This is a genomic window from Natronococcus roseus, from assembly GCF_043677095.1.
Classification (GTDB): Archaea; Halobacteriota; Halobacteria; order Halobacteriales; family Natrialbaceae; genus Natronococcus; species Natronococcus roseus.
In genome coordinates this window covers 779,621-793,942 of sequence record NZ_JBHLJR010000001.1, presented here as the reverse complement: position 1 = coordinate 793,942, position 14,322 = coordinate 779,621, and the positions used below count along the sequence as shown (strand labels likewise).

At 58.4% G+C, this 14,322-nt stretch carries 14 protein-coding genes and 1 pseudogene; 7 read left to right on the top strand and 8 right to left on the bottom strand.

The genetic code is table 11. From position 1 onward, the window contains the following. Positions 1 to 177: 177 nt before the first annotated feature. Genes ACFEMD_RS04080 through ACFEMD_RS04070 form a run of 3 tightly spaced genes read right to left on the bottom strand, consistent with a single transcriptional unit; the run spans position 178 to position 1,208 of the window. Complete coding sequence (locus tag ACFEMD_RS04080; RefSeq protein WP_394739617.1) at positions 178 to 399, bottom strand: hypothetical protein; 222 nt, start codon at positions 397 to 399, stop codon at positions 178 to 180. A gap of 1 nt (position 400) precedes the next feature. Continuing rightward, complete coding sequence (locus ACFEMD_RS04075; RefSeq protein WP_394739616.1) at positions 401 to 601, bottom strand: hypothetical protein; 201 nt, start codon at positions 599 to 601, stop codon at positions 401 to 403. Further along, complete coding sequence (locus ACFEMD_RS04070; RefSeq protein ID WP_394739615.1) at positions 594 to 1,208, bottom strand: adenine nucleotide alpha hydrolase family protein; 615 nt, start codon at positions 1,206 to 1,208, stop codon at positions 594 to 596. The genes ACFEMD_RS04075 and ACFEMD_RS04070 overlap by 8 nt, the downstream gene beginning before the upstream one ends. A gap of 971 nt (positions 1,209 to 2,179) precedes the next feature. Here ACFEMD_RS04070 and ACFEMD_RS04065 point away from each other — a divergent pair. The 3 genes from ACFEMD_RS04065 to ACFEMD_RS04055 all read left to right on the top strand — a co-directional run bounded on the left by ACFEMD_RS04065 (position 2,180) and on the right by ACFEMD_RS04055 (position 5,794). Next, on the top strand, positions 2,180 to 4,243 hold the full coding sequence (locus ACFEMD_RS04065) for a hypothetical protein (protein WP_394739613.1): 2,064 nt from the start codon (positions 2,180 to 2,182) through the stop codon (positions 4,241 to 4,243). Positions 4,244 to 4,610: 367 nt separating this feature from the next. Beyond that, positions 4,611 to 4,991, top strand: a complete 381-nt coding sequence (locus ACFEMD_RS04060; RefSeq protein ID WP_394739611.1) for a hypothetical protein — start codon at positions 4,611 to 4,613, stop codon at positions 4,989 to 4,991. A gap of 41 nt (positions 4,992 to 5,032) precedes the next feature. Next, on the top strand, positions 5,033 to 5,794 hold the full coding sequence (locus ACFEMD_RS04055) for a hypothetical protein (protein ID WP_394739609.1): 762 nt from the start codon (positions 5,033 to 5,035) through the stop codon (positions 5,792 to 5,794). A gap of 126 nt (positions 5,795 to 5,920) precedes the next feature. Here the strand turns inward: ACFEMD_RS04055 and ACFEMD_RS04050 are convergent, their stop codons facing one another. Both ACFEMD_RS04050 and ACFEMD_RS04045 read right to left on the bottom strand, forming a co-directional pair. Beyond that, positions 5,921 to 6,877, bottom strand: coding sequence for a tyrosine-type recombinase/integrase (locus ACFEMD_RS04050; RefSeq protein ID WP_394739606.1), 957 nt, complete (start codon positions 6,875 to 6,877; stop codon positions 5,921 to 5,923). Between the two features lie 140 nt (positions 6,878 to 7,017). Next, positions 7,018 to 7,575, bottom strand: coding sequence for a hypothetical protein (locus tag ACFEMD_RS04045; RefSeq protein WP_394739605.1), 558 nt, complete (start codon positions 7,573 to 7,575; stop codon positions 7,018 to 7,020). A 22-nt stretch (positions 7,576 to 7,597) separates the two neighbouring features. Here ACFEMD_RS04045 and ACFEMD_RS04040 point away from each other — a divergent pair. Next, positions 7,598 to 7,774: pseudogene (locus ACFEMD_RS04040) on the top strand (arsenic resistance protein); the annotation flags it as partial. 47 nt (positions 7,775 to 7,821) lie between these two features. Here ACFEMD_RS04040 and ACFEMD_RS04035 read toward each other — a convergent pair. Together ACFEMD_RS04035 and ACFEMD_RS04030 are read right to left on the bottom strand one after the other, a co-directional pair. Beyond that, positions 7,822 to 8,829 carry a TIGR04024 family LLM class F420-dependent oxidoreductase gene (locus ACFEMD_RS04035; protein WP_394739604.1) on the bottom strand — a complete coding sequence of 336 codons (1,008 nt, stop codon included), beginning with the start codon at positions 8,827 to 8,829 and terminating at the stop codon, positions 7,822 to 7,824. Next, the gene (locus ACFEMD_RS04030; protein ID WP_394739603.1) at positions 8,826 to 9,602 is read right to left on the bottom strand and encodes an SDR family NAD(P)-dependent oxidoreductase; all 777 of its coding nucleotides are present in this window, start codon (positions 9,600 to 9,602) and stop codon (positions 8,826 to 8,828) included. The genes ACFEMD_RS04035 and ACFEMD_RS04030 overlap by 4 nt, the downstream gene beginning before the upstream one ends. Before the next feature lie 165 nt (positions 9,603 to 9,767). Between ACFEMD_RS04030 and ACFEMD_RS04025 the strand changes: the two genes are divergently transcribed. From ACFEMD_RS04025 to ACFEMD_RS04015, 3 genes are all read left to right on the top strand, one after another. Beyond that, entirely contained in the window at positions 9,768 to 10,952 is a 1,185-nt protein-coding gene (locus ACFEMD_RS04025; protein WP_394739602.1) for a lactate 2-monooxygenase, read from the top strand. Then, a complete protein-coding gene (locus ACFEMD_RS04020; RefSeq protein ID WP_394739600.1) occupies positions 10,949 to 11,683 on the top strand; it encodes an HAD family hydrolase in 735 nt (244 codons plus the stop codon). The genes ACFEMD_RS04025 and ACFEMD_RS04020 overlap by 4 nt, the downstream gene beginning before the upstream one ends. Positions 11,684 to 11,868: 185 nt before the next feature. Next, positions 11,869 to 12,990 (top strand): GNAT family N-acetyltransferase, encoded by a 1,122-nt coding sequence (locus tag ACFEMD_RS04015; protein WP_394739772.1) that lies wholly within the window; start codon positions 11,869 to 11,871, stop codon positions 12,988 to 12,990. Positions 12,991 to 13,005: 15 nt separating this feature from the next. Here ACFEMD_RS04015 and ACFEMD_RS04010 read toward each other — a convergent pair whose 3' ends face one another. After that, on the bottom strand, positions 13,006 to 14,220 hold the full coding sequence (locus ACFEMD_RS04010) for an acyl-CoA dehydrogenase family protein (protein WP_394739598.1): 1,215 nt from the start codon (positions 14,218 to 14,220) through the stop codon (positions 13,006 to 13,008). Positions 14,221 to 14,322 lie beyond the last annotated feature (102 nt).

The window sequence follows — 14,322 nt, the reverse complement described above, 5'->3', positions numbered from 1 at the left end:
GGCAAGGTATTGAGGATATTTTCTGTAACTGGTATCGTATCTTCTTCTTCTCTACTGATGTTGTATCGACTCATGGATTTCTTTTCTAAGGCTCTCAGTCGCTTTCTAATCGATCGGATTGTTCTACTACTATCTCCCCTCGGATGATGATGAGTCGGATGAGAGGGAGAATGAAGGCTACCAGAAGACAGTCTCACTACCGACTTCTTTGTTCGAGAGATGCTCACTGGTTAGGAGATGTTCTCGAAGCTCCTTCTGATCCATCTCATCGAACTCATCAACGATCTCCTTGAAGCCTACAACTGGGTTATCCCATGTACCAGTCTGCTCGATGACCCATTCATCGACTTCAGTACCGTATCGTTTAGCTCTCTGGTAATCGAACCTACGTCCCGTCATCTTACCACCAAACGTAGTGATCGCCAATCTGCTTACTCGAGACAGTCGGCTCATCTCGAAGAAGCTCCAGAGCCACATCGATCGGAATATCCTGTTCCTCAGCGACCTCCTCGGTCGTAACGACCGGATTCCGATGATGGTTCACATTGTGCTTTACAGCCTTTCTGACGTTCTTCTGACGTTCTGTGAGGTCATCACTCATCGTCATCATCCTCCTGAGCACCAGAGCCGGGTTCTGGGATATCCATCGAGCCATCAGTATCGACGTTAGTCGTTGAGAAGCCCGTATAGACTCCATCATTAGTCTGTCCGGAGTTGGCTTTCTCCTTTCGCTCTTTCTTCTCTCGTTTTCGCTCCTCTCGAAGCGACTTCATCTCCCGGTTGAAGCGCCCTTTCTGCTCCATGAGATCAGGGGTTCGTTCTCGCTCAACTTCGATCGTATTCTGATCATCTCCCTTTGCTCCACTCCCGGGAGAGGGGATCGAAATCTCCTCAGTATACGTCTCAGAGTTACTATCTCGATTGACCTGAGTCGAGTTCGAATTAGTCCGGCTACCAGCGACCGGAATCTCGATCTCCTCAGAGTTCGAACCCTCGAACTCCTCAGCGACTTCCCGCTTTTCGCCCCGAGTCATCTCCTCGAGAGCAGACTCAGGAATCGAGCTATTGGCACGAATACGCTGATTGAGCTGTTCCTCCTCATCGGCAGTGTTGGCCTTTTCCTCAAGGTGAGCTTCGAACCGAGCGACCTCTTTTGCAAACTGCTTTCCACCCACTCGAAGCGCGTTCTCAACAATCGGACTTGCCATACCTATCAGTTCCTCATCGAGAGTCAAAAGAATATCGGCGAAACGGTCGATAACACTCTCAACAGAGCCTATATCCTCGATATTCTCTCCTCGATTACCTCCCTCTGATCAGCTATCCTCTCAAAGTCGTGAGAAGCCGCTGAATCGATTTGAGATGAGTCCGATCACTGGGACCGAGCGGGAGAGAGAAGCGACTGACGGATATCTGAGTTGCCTGAGATCGGAAAGGAGGATCCGGTGAGGATCCGAACCGATCATGCAAAAGCCCAACTGATGCGCTCGAGTCGAGTCCGAGGAGTCAATTCCTCGGTGTTATCGAGTAGGAGAGGATCACCTTTAGAGCCATCGGTGAATGTATCATTCATATCTGAGGGCTCTCAGTAAAACCGCAATAGGGGGTTGAGAGAGCACATATTTGTCCCCTTTCAGGAGCAGTAAACTAAAGTAGGTAGTGTCCTACTGATTTACTATGCCGTTCAAGAATACGAAATCGATCCGAGTCCGGAAATCAACTCGAGACAAAGTGAGAGAAGCGAAAGACTCGGCTGGGATGACTTACGGAGAGTGGCTCCAGATGGCCGTCGAGGAACTTCACGAGGAGAACGACTAAGAAAATGTTGCGAGAGTCCACTCGCTATTCGCTGATGATGACAGCATGCACCTGTTTCATCATCATTTTAGAAGCCGTGACAGTCGCTCAAGTCGCTTTCGGAGTGATGGGAGTCCTGTTCCTCCTCCTGAGTATCAAAGCGCTTGAGAACGAACTGAGCCAGCTTAGCGAGCAAGCTCAATGATGATGCAGGGATTGATCGGGAGAGTAGGGATCTCCCGGGATGCTGAGGATGGAGAGGTTGGCTCGGTCAGTTCCGAATTGAGCCGCATCGAGCGACTGAACTTCGACCGTCAATCTTCGCCGATTCAATCGATCCGATTCAAATCGAGTCAATTCAATCGAGTCAATCAATCGAGCCATGAGTAACAAAGAGATTCTAACGGATAGACCTACCGCCAAGTATCGTCCCCGAGAAGTTCTGAAGTACGGAGAAACGGAGCCTGTACTCAATGGAGAGACGGCTCTATTCGATGTTCTCCCGAGTATCGGAAAGACGGGAGCTATTCCCCGGATAGCCGATGGGACTCAGAAGCCGATCACCTACCTTACCAGCCTCACTGATAACTACGATCAGATGGAGGAGTGGTCGGAGGAACACGGAGTAGAAGGTCAGAAGGTTCCTACTCGGGAAGACTGTCCCCCTCTCCGAAACGAGGATCCTACTCATCCAGACGATCCTGAAGCTGAGAAAGCACGGGCTGCATTGAAGTCTGGTTGGTCGCTGAGTGAGGTTCATCGAATTTTCGATCCTCCCTGTGAGCAGAACGGAGAAACCTGCTCATACCTCGAGAAACTCTCTGAGATCGATCCTGATGGAGGGGAGATGCTCATCGGACACTACTCTCAGGGATACAATCCTGCATACATCGAGGATCGAGTGGTCGTTATCGATGAAGACTGCATCAATACCTTCATCGATCGTATCCAACATCCCGCTAAGAAGGCTAAGGAGTTCGTAGACCACGTATTCGGTGATGAGTTCCCCTTTGATGAAGTCCGTCGTCCCGAACTGGGAGAGGAGGAGAAGCAGGAGAAAGCCCTTGAGATGATCAAGGAGGAGGGACTCGAATCAACTGACTATCCCAATTCAGTCGGGGATTTCCATGCTCTCGCTCCTAAGATGGCCTATACGATCATTGGAGGGACTCGTCTAAAGGGTAAAGGGAGTCTCGTCGCTCGGAAACTCCCCTCTGGAGGTCATGCCAACTTCAAGCGGATTCACGAGGTGAACGGAGATCAACACAACGATGGCAAGCCTGTGATGTGGATCCCGAACCCCCCGGATCTCTCTGGAGCGGAATCAGTGTTAGCTCTCGATGCTACTCCCTCGATTAAACAGTGGGAGTTCATCCTCGGAGATGACTTCGAGCACTACCGACTGTTCGATGATCAGAAGCGAAATCAGTACCTCCGAGAGCAGGGTCATGAGTTAATCCAACTGAACTCCCATGTATGGCCTTCTCAGGGAGGGAATCTTAATCTCGAAAAGTCTGAAGCCTACCTCCGAGAAGCACATCGAGAGCATGGTGAGCGGCCTGATGTTATTACGAGCGAGGCCGTGATCAAGGCTCTCAGAGAGAAAGGACTGGATCACCTCTGGGATCGGGAGATGCACTACGGAAACCTTAGAGGCAAAAACGATCTCAAAGACTCGGAGCTGCTGGTAGTTCTTGGATCTCCATCTCGGTCGGATGAACACTATCAGCGTATCGCTGCTCTATTCAGAGAACACGCTGAGCGAGCTACTGACAGTGATGGGAATCTCCTTCGAGGAGTAGATAGGGACTACCAGAGTGAAGTCGCAAACGATGTTCTTGAGACTACTCGGAGAGGGGGAGTGTTCCAAGCAGCGATGAGAGCAGGGCGAGAAGATGGGACTGAAGCGACCGTCTATATCGCTACCGGGATGGTTCCTGAGTGGCTCGAGACTAAGAAAGTCGGCCAGAGAAAGTCTAACGGGGAGTTTGATGCCTGTTGGAGTACTCGGACTGAGAAACAGAAAGCAGTTATCGAGGCAATGCAGGGAGCAGAAGAAATCTCTGCGAGTGAAATCGTTGAGTCTGCTAACAAATTAGCAAACGAGGGGGTGAAGAAAGAAGCGGCCAAGAAAATTCGACAGTCGTTACAGGAGAAAGGACTCGTCGAGAAAGAAGGAGAACGTCGATGGGCGAGATACTACGATACCGGACTCGATGAGATCAATGCTGCTGGAGATGTCGATCTCAGTTCTATCGGTAAAACTCCGTTCAATAGTAGTAGTAACGGGATTTTCCCGATAGAATCAGATCCGATCGTTCCGGTTCGTGATCCTCTGGCGAATAAGGAGAGGAGAGAGCCGGACTGGATAAGAGAGATTCAGCGTAAGGCTCGAGTCTCATGGAATAAGGAACAGGAGAAGCAGTACCTCCGAGGTGAAGCATGAATAGAGAAGTGATCGCTTCCTACCTGCAGGATCAGGGGGAGAGTGGAGCGACAGTCAAAGACATATCAGATAGTCTCAGTCTCGAGAGGGGGGAAGTCCGAGAGCATCTCGGATATCTCTCGAAGTTTGATCTCATCGACTCGAAGGACTCGGATAAGTTCGGCACCGAGTTTGCCTGGAGCATCAACGCTCCGGATCGAGAGGATCCCTCTACGAGAAGTCACCATACTGATCCGATCCCTGCCTCTCTGTGTCCTGCTTGTGGACTCTCGTCTTACTCGAGAGAGTTCGATCCGGTAGAGGGAGATCGAGGAGAGTACTACTGCTCGATCGACTGCTTGAATCAGCACTACTCGGGTGATCACCGATGAGCCTCATTGATCCCTCGGAGGATCTTAATAGGATCAGAGAAGCTCGAGAGGGAGACGATGACTCGAGTAGTCCTACGATCTATCGCTGCCCCATCGACGAGTGTGGCCGGGTAGTCGTTAATGATCGAGTTGGATTATTCTCCCACGTTGCTCAGAGCAGTGACGATGCTCACTCCGGACTCGAGTTGAACGATGATCTTGAGGTAGTCGAGAGAGACGAGAGCGACAGCTCAAGCGATTCTTCGGAGAAGGATGATGGAGATACTATCGATAGTCCTGAATCGCCTGAATCGCCTGAGAGAGCCGTATGGGGGCCTTCGAGTGAGGGAGCTTCATCGGAGCCTCTCATGAACTCTGCAGCCGACTGCAACTGGTAGGAACGGAAACTACTATCATCCGATAATTCAGATATGGGGTGATGGCTGAAGAAGGGGAAGGTGAGACAGTCTATATCTCCGAAGAAGAAGCGGCAGACATATTCTCTGGCCAAATAACCGTCTATCAGCATATCCAAGATCAAGCTCTCTCCGTTGTGAGATCATTATTAGCTTTCTTTGGAATAGCCATAGCTGCTCTATCTATATTTATTACGAATTTCAGCATCCAGTTTGATCCCTTTCTCCCGGTCTATAACCCAGATATAGTCGATTCAGCGTTTTTCACTTTGGTCGTCCTCTTTTCGACTGTAATCGTTATCTTGGGATCAATACTATTGTTAGGCGAGCTATATGACGGGATAAAAATCGCAATCAGTATTCTATCTGCTCCAAAGCTGAAACCCTTCTCAGAGCAAGATACTCATCTAAAAGTGAGTAAGAAGCCTCATTCGGCAACTATCTCACAATATGAGAGCTGGATCAAGCAAAATCAGAATACAATTGATGAACACAGCTCCGACTTAACCGAAGTGTACAATAAATTACAATTTGTGATCATCGGATCAAGTATTCTACTACCTGTTGGGTTTATAACCTACTTTTTCCCAGACTTGTTGCTTTTCTCACTCTCGTTGCTTCCCGCTATAGTGGCATTTTGGATAGCGAAGAAATTACTTGAAGCCACGAATACCGGTCAAAAAATCACAAATCGAATCAACCCAGTTCTCATCTATTTTCTAATAACGGTTCCAGTAGCTACTCTAACCTATCTTATCTTGCTGGATCCTATGATTGGATCATAATGATCGGTTTTTGAGAGTCCGTGAGGCTCCATACAATCGATCCTATCTCTCTACAGTGGTTGGGACTTACAACTCGAGGAGATTGATGAGAGCGACACTCAGAAGCCTTAGAATCGATCGTAGCCTTCAGTCGTCCAATGCGCTTTGGATCCGGCGGCGGCGAGTCTCGAGGTCGGGATTGACGTAGCGTTTCGTCGTCTCAATCGTCTCATGACCCATCGTAGCCCTGAGAGTCTCGAGGTCTACTCCCCTATCAACCATCCTCTCAGCGAACCCGTGGCGAAGTGAGTAGGTTTTTAGATCGTACTGAGGGTTCCCTCCAGCATCAGTATAGACCTCCTCTCCGTAGAGGTCAGCCTCCTGAGCAGTCTGTCGGAAAATGTAGTTGATACCTCTCGAGGTCATTTGCTCTGACTCTCGGCTGATAAACAGGTATGGAGAGCTTTCAGCGGTATTGAAGCGATTCCGTTCTCCCCAATCCAGCCACTCAGCGAGCATCGTCTCAGCAGTCTCGCTATAGAAGACTACTCGGCTACTGTTCGTTTTATTCTTCTCCGAGCGAATCCGAATCTGACGCTTCTCACGGTCTATATCGGAACGGTATTCGATTTGAGTGGCCTCGATCGGTCGGAGACCACAGTCCCAAATCAACTGAAAGAGCAACTGATTCCTCGAAGTCGGAGCGGGGAGGTGATCCATGAATTGATCGAACTGATCAGGACTCATAGCGACGTATCCAGTATCGTTCTTGAGCTGCTTGCTCATCTCAGACTCGGTATTGAGCCGGAGATCAGCATCACGAACTGGGTTTTCGATATCCTCACCCTTCTTCTCGAGATGCTGAGCATAGGCTGATAACTGATCGATGTAGTTCTGAGCAGTCGGCTCCGATACTCCCCGGCCATCGGCCGACTGAAGCCAAATCGCATAGTCTTCTACATCGAGAGGAGTCATCTCTCGAACTCCATCCGGGCCTTCTACCTCGAGCCACTCTGATAGTGCTTTCAAGCCCGTCTTTCGGTTCCTATACATCCCTGAGCTACTATTCGGATCACGCTGCTCCCTTCGGAGGAACTGCTGCATCTCTCGATCCTCGATCGTTCGACTGGATTGATAATCCGAATAGTCGCTATGGATCCCACACTTCCCATCCTCGTAGTTGGCCTTATTCGAGCAACTACTCACCCCATCGTTCAGAGTGACTCCACAGAGTTCAGAGTCGCTCATCGGTGAATGTAGTACTCTCCATCCTCAGTTTTCAGAACACTCCGACTCTCCGAGTGGAGCTTCTCAGCGGCTTCTTCTACGAGATGAATCGGCTCACTGAGAGCATCAGCGAAAGCGTCCGGAGTTCCCTCCCATCCGTCCGGCATACCCTCTGTCGTTCCCTCTCCACTCGCCTTATTGATCGTATAGACCTCATCTTCCCATCCCTCAGTACCGGGCTTTTCATCGGGAAGGAGATCATAGACCTCTCCCTTCAGCCGCTCGATCTCAGGATTAGTCGTCGTCTGATCCTCGATGTTCTTGAGACGGCCCTCGAAGCTTCTCATTTGGTCGCTGAGCCGAGTCACTTCATCCAAGACCTCTGCTACCTTTCGATCCGATGCTCCCGATTCAACGGGAGTCTCTTGGCTATCTCGAGCTATCTCACGTTCGACAGCAGTCCGAACCAAATCAGCCATCGACTGTAGTTCAGGATCGTTCTGCTGGTATTCCTCCCATCTCTGCTTCTTTTCTTCGGACACTGCGAGATTGACTCGCTTGGTTTTCTCGCTCATCTCGACTCCGATTTCCATAGCTGTTTGTATAAACTTTACCCACCTCGAATCAGACTCCCCCCACGAGCCCCTGATCCCGCTGGCGCTGGTTATCGGGCCGCTGCTCGAGCTCCCGCTGCTGGGGCTGATCGCGCAGATCCACACGGGGATCGCCGATCGGGGCTGGTGGCCGATCGATTCGTTCCCGGAGAGAAGCTAAAAACCGCGACGAGCGGATTCGCCGTTCGTCGCCCGTCTCCGGGCCGGTCAGTTCTTCGGGGCGGGGGCCAGCGCGTCCATCGTCGCCTCGATCTCGCTCTCCTCGGCACCCCGCGGGAAGCTGACCGCGACGGCGTCGATGCCGTCGACGGTCTCGAACCGCTCGAGTCGCTTTCGAGCCGTCTCAGAATCACCGACGGCACAGAGATCGTCGAGCAACTCGTCGGAGACTGCCTCGAGCGCCCGCTCTCGATCACCGTCCTGCCAGGCGTCGTGGATCGTCTCGGCCTCGTCGTACCCCTGGCGCTCGAGGGCGTCCCGGTAGAACGTGCCCATCCCGCCGACGTAGAACCCGACGTGCTGGCGGGCGAGTTCGCGGGCACGGGCGTCGTCCCCGAGGGCACAGCAGGTGACGCCGACGGTGACCGCGACGTCCGCCGGATCCCGATCACCGAGGTCGGCGCCGCGCTCGAGATCCGCGAGCCGATCCCGAACGCCGTCGGGAGTGAGCATAATGCCGTGCCAGCCGTCGGCGAACCGCCCTGCGAGTTCGACCGCCTTCGGTCCCATCCCGGTCACCTCGACGGGCGGGGCGGGGTCGGGCGCTCCACAGCGGAGCCGAAACCCCGACAGCGAGAACTCGTCGCCGTCGTAGTTGACGGGCTCGCCCGACAGCACTTGCCGGACGATTTCGACGGTCTCGCGGGTCCGCTTGAGCGGGTTCCCGTACTCGAGGCCGTGCCAGTTCTCGATCACGACGGGGCCGCTGGGGCCGATCCCGAGCCGGAACCGGCCGTCGCTGGCCTCCTGGAGCGTCGCCGCGGTCTGGCCCAGCAGGGCGGGCGACCGGGAGTAGGCGTTGACGATGCTCGAGCCGAGGTCGACCTCGTCGGTTCGCTCGGCGATCGTCGAAAGCACCGTCACCGCGTCCCGACCCCACGTCTCGGGCAGCCAGACGCAGTCGTACCCGCCGCTCTCGGCCCGTCCGGCGTAGTCGGCCAGCGAGTCGACGCTCGGCTGGGCCGCGACGGGCAGGTGGACGTCCCGGTCGGTCATATCTCGGGGGACTCCTCGACGCGCGGAACCCCCTGTGCGGTGATCGTCTCGCCGACGATATAGGAGGAGGCGGGGCTCGCGAGGAACTGCGTGAGGTCGGCGATCTCGTCGACGGTCCCCATCCGCCGTTTTACCTCCGTTCGGTCGACCTCGTCGGCCGAGATGCCCATCTGGTTTTCGACGCCCTTCGTCGCGACGAAGCCGGGCGCGATGCAGTTGACCCGCACTCCCTCAGAGGCCCACTCGTAGGACAGCGTCGTCGTCAGGTTGACGACCGCGGCTTTCGCGGCGCCGTAGTGGCTCATGTACGGCGACCCCAGCTGCCCCGCGACGCTGGCGAGGTTGATCACGATCCCGCCGCCGTCCTTGAGGTGTTCGGCGGCGGCCTGCGTGCAGTGGTAGGTGCCGTGGACGTTGATGTCGACGATCGTCTTCCAGCCGTTTTCGGAGATGTCGTCGAAGCTCGCCATGAACGAGGCGCCCGCGTTGTTGACGAGAACGTCCAGTCCGCCGAACTCCTCGACGGTCGCCTCGACCAGCGCGTCGACGGCCTCCCGGTCGGTGACGTCACACTCGACGGGCAGGGCCCCGCCCGGTCGGTCGCTCTCCTCGATCTCTTCGGCGACGGGATCGACGTTGTCCTGCTCGCGCGAGCAGATCACAACGTCGACCCCGTCGTCGGCGAACCCCTTCGCGATCGCCGCGCCGATCCCGCTCGAGGCGCCCGTAACGATCGCGACGTCGCCGTCGACGCCGAACTGGTCGGTGCTCATCGGCGATCACCCGCTGCGAGTATGCTTACCATTGTTAGATGCAGTAGACAATATGAAGACACTGTTAATAAAGATAGGTACAACTCCCGCATCGTTAAGGGCGTCGAGGTGAATCGTCACCAGTACGCACACTCTGGCGACGCTCGTCGCCGCTTTCGCACCACTATGACAGGCGAAGACACCAACTACGGGCCGGAGCGACAGGAGACAGTGTACCGACAGGGAATGCTCGAGGGTGAGCCGCCCGAGTTTCCCGTCGCCTACGAGGACCTCGAGAAGCGGGCCCGCGAGGAGCTCGACGAGAAGGCGTTCGCCTACGTCGCCGGCGGAGCGGGCGCCGAATCGACCGTCGAGGCGAACGACCGCGCCTTCGACGCCTGGCAGATCGTCCCGCGCATCCTTCGGGACGTCTCCGATCGCGACCTCTCGGTCGAACTGTTCGGCAGCGAGCTCTCCGCACCCGTCTTTCTCGCGCCGATCGGCGTCCAGGGAATCCTCCACGACGAGGCCGAACTCGCGGTCGCCCGTGCAGCGAACGCCGTCGGGGTACCGATGATCTCCAGTTCCGTCTCCTCGTACACGATGGAGGAGATCGCCGACGAACTCGAGACGACGGGCTGGTTCCAGCTCTACTGGAGCGCCGACCGCGACGTGGCCGCGAGCTTTCTCGAGCGCGCCGAGGATGCGGGGTTCGAGGCGATCGTCGTCACGCTCGACACGCCGAAGATGGGCTGGCGCGAACGCGACATCGAACTCGCCTACCTGCCCTTCCTCGAGGGCCAGGGGATCAGGAACTACTTCGAGGACAACGCCTTCTGCGACCGCCTCGAGACCGATGATCCGTGGGCCGACCCCGAGGCCTCGCTCGAGTCGTTTATCGACTGCTTCGGCGACGCCTCGCTCACCTGGGACGACCTCTCGTTCCTGCGCGAGCATACGGATCTGCCGATCGTCCTCAAGGGCGTGCTCCACCCCGACGACGCCAGACGCGCCGTCGAGCACGGCGTCGACGGCCTAATCGTCTCGAACCACGGCGGGCGCCAGGTCGACGGTGCCGTCCCGGCGCTCGAGGCCCTCCCCGAGATCGCCGAGGCCGTCGGCGACGACGTCCCCGTGCTGTTCGACAGCGGAATTCGCCGGGGCAGCGACGCCGTCCGGGCGATCGCGCTCGGCGCCGACGCCGTCCTGCTCGGACGACCGTACGCATACGGGCTCGGCATCGGCGGTGAATACGGCGTCGAGGCCGTGTTGCGGAACTTCCTCGCCGACCTCGATCTCACCGTCGGACTCTCGGGTTGTGCGAGCGTCGACGAACTCGACCGATCGACGATTCGGCGGGCCGAGCGATGAGTCCGGGTTCGCACGACGGCGCCGGCGATCCGGACACAGTCGAGGAGTGGGAGGCCGTCTTCTGGGATATCGGCGGCGTCATCCTCGACCTCGAGTCGGTCCGGAGCGCTCACGTCGCGTTCGTCGCGGAGCTCCTCGAGCGCCGCGCGGTCGACGCGACGATCGAGGAGGCGCTCGCGACCTGGCGGTCGACGGTCGGCGATCACTTCCGCGGACGCGAGGGTACGGAGTTTCGGGCCGCCCGCGACGGCTACCGGAAGGGCGTCGAGGCGGTCGTCGGCGACCCGGTCCCCCGCGAGGAGTGGGAGCCGGCGTTTCGGGCAGCCGCCCGGGAATCCATCGAACCCGTTCCCGGCGCCGTGGAGACGATCGAGCGGCTGGCCGACCGAGAGCTTCACGTCGGCGTCGTCAGCGACGTCGACGACGACGAGGGGAAGTGGATGCTCGAGCGCTTCGGCGTCCGCGAGCGGTTCGACTCGATCACGACCTCCGAGGAGGTCGGCCGAACGAAGCCCGATCTCGCGATGTTCGAGACGGCTCTCGAGAAGGCGGGCGTCCCGGCCGAACGATCGCTGATGATCGGCGACCGGTACGACCACGACGTCCGCGGGGCCGACGAGGCGGGACTGCACGGGGTCGCCTTCGGCGCCGAGGACGGCCCCGCCGTCGCCTACCGTATCGAGTCACCGCTCGAGGTCCTCGAGATCGTCGACGGAGAGCGAGACGCCTGACGGATCGGGGAGGCGATCTCGCTCCAAAACGTGTACGCGTATATGACGTCGATCGACTCTAGAAGTTCTCTATCCCGTAAATTACGGCGTATTCAGGCTCAAGAACTATCTACGAGTCCGGTGGAGAACGAACGTGATCGGTGGCGCGCTCGATCCCGGATGAACCGCTGTACAATCTCCACACCATGAAAACGGCCAGTCGACGGACGTCACGGGTTACGATCCGGCAGTTCCAGTCCGGCGACCGAGAGGCGTTCCTCTCGCTGTACGAGCAGGTGTTCGGTCGCGGGCGGTCGTCCGCCTGGTTCCGCTGGAAGTACGAGGACAACCCCTACGTCGACCACGTTCCGATCGTCGTCGCCGAGGACGACGGCAGACTCGTCGGCTGTCGCTCGTTGTTCGCCCAGGAGATGCGCGGCCACGGCGCGGTTCGGACGGCGTTCCAGCCCTGCGATACGATGGTTCACTCCGACTACCGTCGGCGCGGGCTGTTCGACCGAATGAACGAACGGACCCTCGAGCGGTACGCCGAACGCGGCCCCGCCTTCTTCTTCAATTTCCCGAACGAGGCCTCGAAGCGAGGAAATCTCAACCACGGCTGGCGGGAGATCGGCACCGTCCCGCTGTACTACCGAGTTCGGGATCCCGTCGGCGCCCTCGAGCGCTGGACTGCCGGAACGGGAGCCGAAGCGCCGGCGCGGGCCGACGGACGCGCTGCGACCGCGGTCGCGAAATCGTTTACAACTCGGGTCGCCGAGGGTGCCCATCGAACCGGGGATCGGCTCCTGGCGCCTGACGCGGAGATCGCCCTCGAGCGCCACGAATCGACGCCCGCCGAGGCGCTCGCGACGGCCTACCGACGATCGATCCCCGAGGCGATGCACACGAACCGAACGGCGACGTTCTACCGCTGGCGGCTCGCCAACCCCGAACACGCGTACACGACGTACGTCGCGAGACGCGACGGCGAGCCGGTGGCCGCGCTCGTCACCGCGGACGTCGACGACCGCGTCCGGATCGTCGAGGCGGTCCCACGAGCGCTCGAGGCCGAACGGGGTGCGCTCGAACGACTGCTGGTCGCCGCGCTCGCCGACCGCGAGCGCCGGGAGTTCGTCACGGCCTTCGGCGAGACGCTGCCGAGGCCGATTCGGTACCGGTTCTTCCCCGATACGCGGCCACCCCTCTCGACGGTGGTTCGGCCGTCGTCGCGAACGCTGCTGGCGCGGGACCTCGACGGCAGCGCCGCGGTCGAAAACAGCTCGATCGACGACTGGACGTTCTCGCGGCTCGATCTCGACACGACCTGAGCGGGTCAGCGGACCTCAGCCGCGGAACCGCGTTACGGGGTCGAGTTCGCGCTCGTCGACGTCCTCGAAGGCGTCGCGGGCGATCACGCGCTTGTGGACCTCGTCGGCGCCGTCGACGAGGCGGAACGCGCGGACGTTCTCGTAGAAGTCCGCCAGCGGCAGGTCCTTGCCGATCCCGTTGGCGCCACAGCACTGGATCGAGAGATCGACGGCGTCCTGGACGACGTCGGCGGTGAAAACCTTCGCCATCGAGACCGGGACGCGGGCCTCCCGCCCCTCACCGATCTCGCGGGCGGCGTGGCGGACCATCGTTCTGGCCGCGTGGAGCCGCGTCTCGGCGTCGGCGATCCCGTAGCGCAGGCTCTGTTTCTCCGAGAGCGCGCTGCCGAACCCCTCTCGCTCGCTCGTGTAGGCCTTCGCGACCTCGAGCGAGCGCTGGGCCATTCCCGAAAAGCGCATGCAGTGCGTGAGCCGCGCGGGGCCGAGTCGTTTCTGGGCGATGGCGAAGCCGGCGTTCTCGGCTCCCAGCAGGTTCTCCTCGGGAATCCGCACGCCGTCGTAGACGATCTCGGCGTGGCTCGTCCCCGTCACCTCGCCGCCGACGTGGGGGATGTCGCGCTGGTACTCGACGCCGTCGGCGTCGCTCGGCACGAGGAAGATCGAACACCCCTCGTAGGGGTGGGCCTCCTGATCGGTTCGGGCCATCACCAGCAGGACGTCGGCCTCGCTGCCCTGGGTTGTCCACCACTTGTGGCCGTCGATTACCCACTCGTCGCCCTCCTTTCGAGCTTCGGTCCGAATCATCTTCGGATCCGACCCCCCGCCCTGCATCGGCTCGGTCATCGAGAACCCCGAGTGGATCTCGGCGTCGACCAGCGGCTCGAGCCACCGTTCCTTCTGTTCGTCGGTGCCGGCCATCTCGAGGGTGTGCATGTTCCCCTCGTCGGGCGCGTCGACCCGCAGCGCCAGCGGGCCGAGCAGGCTGCGGCCCGCCTCCTCGAACGCCGGCAGGACGTCGCGAAAGGCGAGGCCCAGTCCGCCGTACTCCTCGCTGACCTGCGGGGCGTACAGGCCGCGCTCGCGGGCCGCTTCGCGTAGCTCTTCGACCGTCCCCTCCGAGACGGGACCCTCGCCGAGGACCTCCCGCTCGGCGGGGATCACGTCCTCGTCGACGAACTCGCGAACGTCAGCAGCCAGCTCGCGCGCCCGATCGCTGTCGTGGTACTCCATACCCTAGCTACACGAACATTGTAAGATAAGGTTTCGGTCGTAACTATTTTCGTTAATCGGACCGCGGGTAGTACCATGCCGCGTGCACCCACCCACTCGACG

What these genes read in the sequence shown, in the direction of transcription:
- ACFEMD_RS04080 (WP_394739617.1), bottom strand. Translation starts at nt 399, where the DNA reads ATGACGGGACGTAGGTTCGATTACCAGAGAGCTAAACGATACGGTACT.
- ACFEMD_RS04075 (WP_394739616.1), bottom strand. Translation starts at nt 601, where the DNA reads ATGAGTGATGACCTCACAGAACGTCAGAAGAACGTCAGAAAGGCTGTA.
- ACFEMD_RS04070 (WP_394739615.1), bottom strand. Translation starts at nt 1,208, where the DNA reads ATGGCAAGTCCGATTGTTGAGAACGCGCTTCGAGTGGGTGGAAAGCAG.
- ACFEMD_RS04065 (WP_394739613.1), top strand. Translation starts at nt 2,180, where the DNA reads ATGAGTAACAAAGAGATTCTAACGGATAGACCTACCGCCAAGTATCGT.
- ACFEMD_RS04060 (WP_394739611.1), top strand. Translation starts at nt 4,611, where the DNA reads ATGAGCCTCATTGATCCCTCGGAGGATCTTAATAGGATCAGAGAAGCT.
- ACFEMD_RS04055 (WP_394739609.1), top strand. Translation starts at nt 5,033, where the DNA reads ATGGCTGAAGAAGGGGAAGGTGAGACAGTCTATATCTCCGAAGAAGAA.
- ACFEMD_RS04050 (WP_394739606.1), bottom strand. Translation starts at nt 6,877, where the DNA reads ATGCAGCAGTTCCTCCGAAGGGAGCAGCGTGATCCGAATAGTAGCTCA.
- ACFEMD_RS04045 (WP_394739605.1), bottom strand. Translation starts at nt 7,575, where the DNA reads ATGAGCGAGAAAACCAAGCGAGTCAATCTCGCAGTGTCCGAAGAAAAG.
- ACFEMD_RS04035 (WP_394739604.1), bottom strand. Translation starts at nt 8,829, where the DNA reads ATGACCGACCGGGACGTCCACCTGCCCGTCGCGGCCCAGCCGAGCGTC.
- ACFEMD_RS04030 (WP_394739603.1), bottom strand. Translation starts at nt 9,602, where the DNA reads ATGAGCACCGACCAGTTCGGCGTCGACGGCGACGTCGCGATCGTTACG.
- ACFEMD_RS04025 (WP_394739602.1), top strand. Translation starts at nt 9,768, where the DNA reads ATGACAGGCGAAGACACCAACTACGGGCCGGAGCGACAGGAGACAGTG.
- ACFEMD_RS04020 (WP_394739600.1), top strand. Translation starts at nt 10,949, where the DNA reads ATGAGTCCGGGTTCGCACGACGGCGCCGGCGATCCGGACACAGTCGAG.
- ACFEMD_RS04015 (WP_394739772.1), top strand. Translation starts at nt 11,869, where the DNA reads ATGAAAACGGCCAGTCGACGGACGTCACGGGTTACGATCCGGCAGTTC.
- ACFEMD_RS04010 (WP_394739598.1), bottom strand. Translation starts at nt 14,220, where the DNA reads ATGGAGTACCACGACAGCGATCGGGCGCGCGAGCTGGCTGCTGACGTT.